The sequence below is a fragment of the Okeania sp. SIO2F5 genome (assembly GCF_010692685.1).
Classification (GTDB): Bacteria; Cyanobacteriota; Cyanobacteriia; order Cyanobacteriales; family Microcoleaceae; genus Okeania; species Okeania hirsuta.
On record NZ_JAAHGU010000241.1, the window covers coordinates 1 to 5,770 of the forward strand.

Consider the following 5,770-nt stretch of genomic DNA (forward strand, 5'->3'; position numbering starts at 1 on the left):
ATTCATACAATGTTCCATACTCAACGTGATGATTCAAAATGGTAAACCCCAGAGCTACAAAGTAGAAATCTAGTTAACTTCCAACTAAGGGAGTTTTTGGCGATCGCTACTTTCATGCAACAAAGCCGAAAAAATATATAATATTATGTCCGGTTGAATAGTTATAAATAACGAGAGAGGAGTCAGGAGTCAGGAGTCAGGAGAAACGGGGAATTTAGAGGAGGTAGAAGTAAGAATTGTTCCTCAATTTTTCAGTCCTTGATTTGCCCAAAATGCGCTCCTTTTTGAACGTTTTAAACTAAAACAAGCGCATTTTCTTGGGATCTCAGAAGACACTTACCTTTATCTGTCAATGCTTTGATAGTTAATCAGCAAATCCTAATTATCCGGACATAATATACAGTGGTTTCCTTTGCTATGAGGTACAGTCCAATCTTCTTAGTTTTTGACTTCTGAATTCTGCCTTAAAATAAGGTGTACCTGATTACATTGGAAAGTGCTGTAAGTACCACCTACCACCTAAAACCTACTACCTACGACCTTCTTCAATAGCCATAATAATACAGATAAAATTTATAACCTCCAATACTCCAACAGGAAAAAATCGTGAAATAAATCAAATATTTTAAAAAGTTATCTGCTGGTACAAAACCGCATAAATTTAAAAACAAATATTTCACAAATTGACCCTGTTGTTCTGACTTTTGTTTGTTAGTTTCACCTAATAGATAATTTTCCAGATTTGTCAATATACAAGTTTCTTGATTTAGTTGCCATTGAATCACCATTAGTGGTATCCAAACTAAATAAATCAATAACAATTTATTAGGTAATAGCCATCCAGTCAAGGTAAAAATCAAGACAGAAGTATGTAATATTTTGAGCAAAAAAACAATTGATTTTTTATCCAGAGATAATTCATTCATCAACTTTTAAACCACCAAGGGTTAATTACAGAATTTACTTTACTTAAAATCGATTTTTTCCGCATAAATCTTTTCATACCATCAACTCCCATTCGAGAAGCACCTAAACCGGAAAACTTAAAAGAATTTTTTTCTCCTTCATTGATAAATGCTGTTAAACCCGCATCATTAATACTAATACCTCCAGCATTTATCTGACTAGCAACTGTTAAAGCTTCAGCTTCAGAAGCAGCAAAAACAGCAGCACTTAATCCATAAATTGTATCATTTGCTAATTTTACCGCCTCTTCAACAGTAGTAAAAGACATCACAGGTATTATTGGTCCAAAAGTTTCCTCAGTCATTATTTTCATACTATGATTTACATGATTTAAAACTGTGGGTAAACACCAGAAACCACCATCTAAATTTTCGACATTTCCTCCACAATGAATAACCGCACCTTTAGCCACAGCATCTTGTAAATGTTCTCTAATAATCTCAGCTTGTTTTGTGGAAATAATTGGTCCGATTTCTCCAGATTCAACATTGGGATAAGCTAATTTCAGACCTTTAGCTTTTTCGGTAAGTTTAGTAATAAATTCTATCAAAATTGATTCGGCCACATAAATACGTTCAATTGATAAACATGACTGCCCCGTATTAACAACTGAAGCCCATAAAAGTGCCGATGTTGCTAACTCTAAATCTGCTGAAGCTAACACTATTGCCGGGTCTTTACCTCCCAATTCTAAACAAGCTGGAATAAATCTTTTTGCTGCTGCTTCGGCAACTTTTTTACCTGTGGCAACACTACCAGTAAAACAAATAAAATCTACATATTCTATTAAAGCTGCGCCAGTTTCTCCAGCTCCTTCAATATAAGTAAAAACATCACACAACAAGGGAATCTTAGCAATAGTGTCTAACAGAGGTTGGATAAATCTCGGAGTAATTTCACTTGGTTTAATTGCCACAGCACAACCAGCAATTAAAGCTGGAATTGCATCGATTAAAGAAAGTAATAAAGGAAAATTCCAGGGACTAATAATACCAACTAACTGATAAGGTGAAAATTGATTTTGTAGTTGAATAAATTGAATTGTTGTAGTTTTGGTTGACTCAGTTGATAAGAGTTGCGGTGCTAACTTACACCATCTATCTATACTATTAGTCACAGAGTCCATTTCTAGTCTTGATTCTATTAGTCTACCTGTATCATTTACTAATGCCTGTATTAGTTTTTCCCGATGAGAAAATATAGTTTCTTTCCATTGTTGTATTGCCTGAATACGTTGTTCTATTCCACACTTTTCCCACTCAATTTGAGCAGATCGTAAATTAAGACATTTAGTAGCAATTTGTTCTACAGTTGGTTGGGTAATGAAATAATCATTTATACCAGTGCGCGGGTTACGAATTTTCATTTGATTGACCATATTAAATCAGGGGGTTTGGGACATTTTAGTTGGGGAGTGGGGGAGTTGGGGAGTGGGGGAGTAAGGGAGATTGAATATTGAAGTATAGTTATAAACATATACTGTATAACCAGATTTTATATTTAAGCAGGGATAGGAAATCTTCGTACTTTAAGGCTAAAGATATATTTGAAACATAGTTAACAGAACTACGAGTTGATCTATGAAATGTTTTACTAAATATTGAATTATATCATATTATATAAACTCTATAATTCTAATTTCAGGACATATATAAGAGTTCTATAGGCGATCGCCTAATTGTTTAAAAACTTACTTCAAATTGGCAGAATCTTCCACAACCAAAAATTGCTATATTCGGAAGATATAAATTTTATAACTTCATCGACACTTACTTCTAAATCTAGGTTTTGCACATCAACAATAGTTTGATAAATTGACTCAAATAAAATTCGCTGTTCTGAATTTAAAATAATTAAATCTCCCCTGGGCAAACTCTTAAAATTATCTAATTGCTGACGACTTTTTGTGCCTGTAATTGGATAATCTGTTTCATCCCGACAAAGTTTAAACTGTAGTGATGGATGGTAGATCATTAATTCATTATAATTTCTGATCCGAGCAAAAAATTTAGACCCCCCCTCATGTAGAAAAGCAATTACACATTGATGTTGTTCGATTTTAATAACTAAATGTTCTGGAGTAACTCGTTTGCCTAAACTTAAAACTTCTATTTCTAACTTATCCCAACTATCTTTAAAAAACCGAATAATCATTTCTAGTTTACCAACATCATCTAAATCAGTTAATATTTGATGCCCCACAAACGTAGCTTTTAATTTTGCTTTTTGTCGATTGAAATATTCCTGTATAGTATCTCTTGTAGAAACTAAAACAGACTCATCAAGTACAACTTCATCTTTCGCAAAAGCCTCTGATTGAACTGAAATAGCAACAGCTTCCTCTGCCAAATTTTCAACCTCAATATCCAGTTTTTCTGCAATTTTAAACATCAATTTTTCCATCCTATCCAAGCGTTCACTTAGTTCTGGCCAAGAAATTGTAAATGATGCCAAATTCGGAGTAGTCGAAGGAGAATCAATATCGTATTTTTTTGGTAAAGGAATATTATAAACCTTCTCTCGATAAAAATTAGATGCAGTGCTTAAAACCCCCCGAATAGAATTTGCTCGTACAATTTTATCAATTTCTGAATTTGTAAATAATTCCTCAATTGTAAAACCCACCATTTCAGCTCTGAGATTCAATAACTTTTTTAAAGCAGAAATAGGAGGTTTTTTTAGCACAATTTCCGATTGAGAAATCCGATGCACTACAGAACCATCAAAAACTTGTTTAAACTGCTGCCAACGATGGGGAAATAAATTTAAAATTACCAAACTATTCGGCACATGAGTTAATATTTCTTTGATAGATTCTCCAAAACTCCAAAGTAAACGTTTATTGTGTTCCTGACCTAACCCTTCCAATTGGTCAAATATTAAAAGTAAAGGCTTTTCTAACACAGATAAACACCCTAAAACCTTAATTGCTTCTAAAGATACTTCTTCCCTACTCATTTCTTCAGACCAAGGTAAAAGTTGTACCTTTTCTAACTCTTCAGTAGGTAAATCATTCATTGCCAACCACTGAGTAACAATTCGTCGGCGAGAAGGGTCACTATATCTACAAAATCTCAGAATACCCTTAAAAATTTGAGGTGCATATCCAGCAGGCGAATAGTTTTTATCCCACCAATTTAGAGCACGTTTTTCAATATGTTCCCAGTAATTCCTTTTAGTTTGAGTCTCTGCCTTAGCTAAATCGGAAAATAATTTTAGAGGACTCTTTTGCATAACTTCTAAGACTTTTTTGTCCCTCTGAGTTAAAACAGTTGAACTACTCTGTAAATTTTCCATAATTTGAGCAAAACTATGAGCAATTAAATATTCTAATTGATTGTGATAACTTGACTGTACAGGCTCAATTAAAGACTCAATAATTCGGCTATAAGTATGAAAAATTACAGCTTGGGCATTATTAGGTTGTCGGATATATAAAAGACGATTAGTCTCTAAAATATCTTGAGCAAGTCTCATCATCAAATGAGTTTTTCCTGACCCTGGTTCTCCAATAACTACAATACCCCTACTCTGATGATTTAAGTCTTGACTAATTTCTTCTACAACTATTTTTAAATCATTAAATTCACTCTCGAAAACTTCTCGCCGCTCTGGATGTTGTTGAAAAGGTGTATCAACTCGATTATTAACAAAAGGATCGGTTTGAGATTTTAATTTAATTTTGGTAGATTGTTGCATTAGATTTTGATAAAGTTGATAAGTAAAAAGAGCATCATATTTGGCACGATGAGCCAAGGCAGAATTAAAACGTTTACCTGCTACTTTTAGATGGAGAAATTTACAGAGATTTTCCAGAGAATAACTGGGAATTTGAGGATAAAAAAATAAGCTTAATTCATAAGTACAATAAGTCTGCAATTTGGGAAAAGTAATACCCGCCACTTTAAAAGAATAATATAAAACCTTTAAGTCATGTTCCGCGTAATGAAACACAAGAACTTTCTCTTGAATAACCTCTAATAATTTGTTGAGTACCTCTGTTAAATATTGCCCTCTAGTCGATGGTTCTAAAGGTTGATAATTGTTAGTAACTACTGCCTCAAAAATCAAATCTCCTAAACAATTAACTACAGCAATTTCCTTGAGCAGAGGATTTCCTTCAGTATCAACTACTAGATAATCTTTAAACATTCAGGTATTGGGAAATAGGGGAGTGAGGGAGTAGGGGAGTAGGGGAGTAGTAAACATAAGAATAATTAACATTAACTTGCTAATTATTAGGAAAAAAGTGATAATGTCAGTATTAATTACTTAATAACTGAAGTATTACCTAAATATAGCATTAATGCAGTAAGCATTTCCTGCGGAATGCTGCGCAAACAGCTATTAGCTGTCAGCTATCAGCTCTCATGAGGGAAGTTTAAATAAATATAGATTGTTTCAGCCAGCTTTTGTAGTAAGTATAAATTCTGACTCAATTAGTAAAGCTTTTATATAAAACTAAAAGCAATAGCTGATGGCTGATTAGTGACGGCTGAATGCTTACTTAATGCATGATAATTGGTATAATATCGTTCCGGTTTAATACTGATAACTGATAACTGAAATGACATCCCTAAAAATGATGCTTGGTTTGCGGATGTAAATCTGGGATTAACTCTTTGGAATGGTAAATTTGAAAATATTCATGGTACTTGGTTACGTTGGTGCGATGCCGATGGAAGTGTTAGTGTGCGACTCGTTGGTTAGTCAAACTGCTGAAAAGCAGATATATCTAGCCTTCCATGGCTAATCTTAAAGGAGGTTAAATATTTGGCCATCGGAAAACTCTTATTTCCTTAGT

The 5,770-nt window shown here is 33.6% G+C and carries 3 protein-coding genes; all 3 read right to left on the reverse strand.

The features are described 5' to 3' along the window. Positions 1 to 545: 545 nt before the first annotated feature. The 3 genes from F6K27_RS32185 to F6K27_RS32195 all read right to left on the reverse strand — a co-directional run bounded on the left by F6K27_RS32185 (position 546) and on the right by F6K27_RS32195 (position 5,118). Positions 546 to 926, reverse strand: coding sequence for a DUF2784 family protein (locus F6K27_RS32185; RefSeq protein ID WP_287279948.1), 381 nt, complete (start codon positions 924 to 926; stop codon positions 546 to 548). Next, on the reverse strand, positions 926 to 2,344 hold the full coding sequence (locus F6K27_RS32190; protein ID WP_287279950.1) for an aldehyde dehydrogenase family protein: 1,419 nt from the start codon (positions 2,342 to 2,344) through the stop codon (positions 926 to 928). The genes F6K27_RS32185 and F6K27_RS32190 overlap by 1 nt, the downstream gene beginning before the upstream one ends. A 317-nt stretch (positions 2,345 to 2,661) precedes the next feature. After that, positions 2,662 to 5,118 (reverse strand): exonuclease domain-containing protein, encoded by a 2,457-nt coding sequence (locus F6K27_RS32195; RefSeq protein ID WP_287279952.1) that lies wholly within the window; start codon positions 5,116 to 5,118, stop codon positions 2,662 to 2,664. Between the last annotated feature and the right edge of the window lie 652 nt (positions 5,119 to 5,770).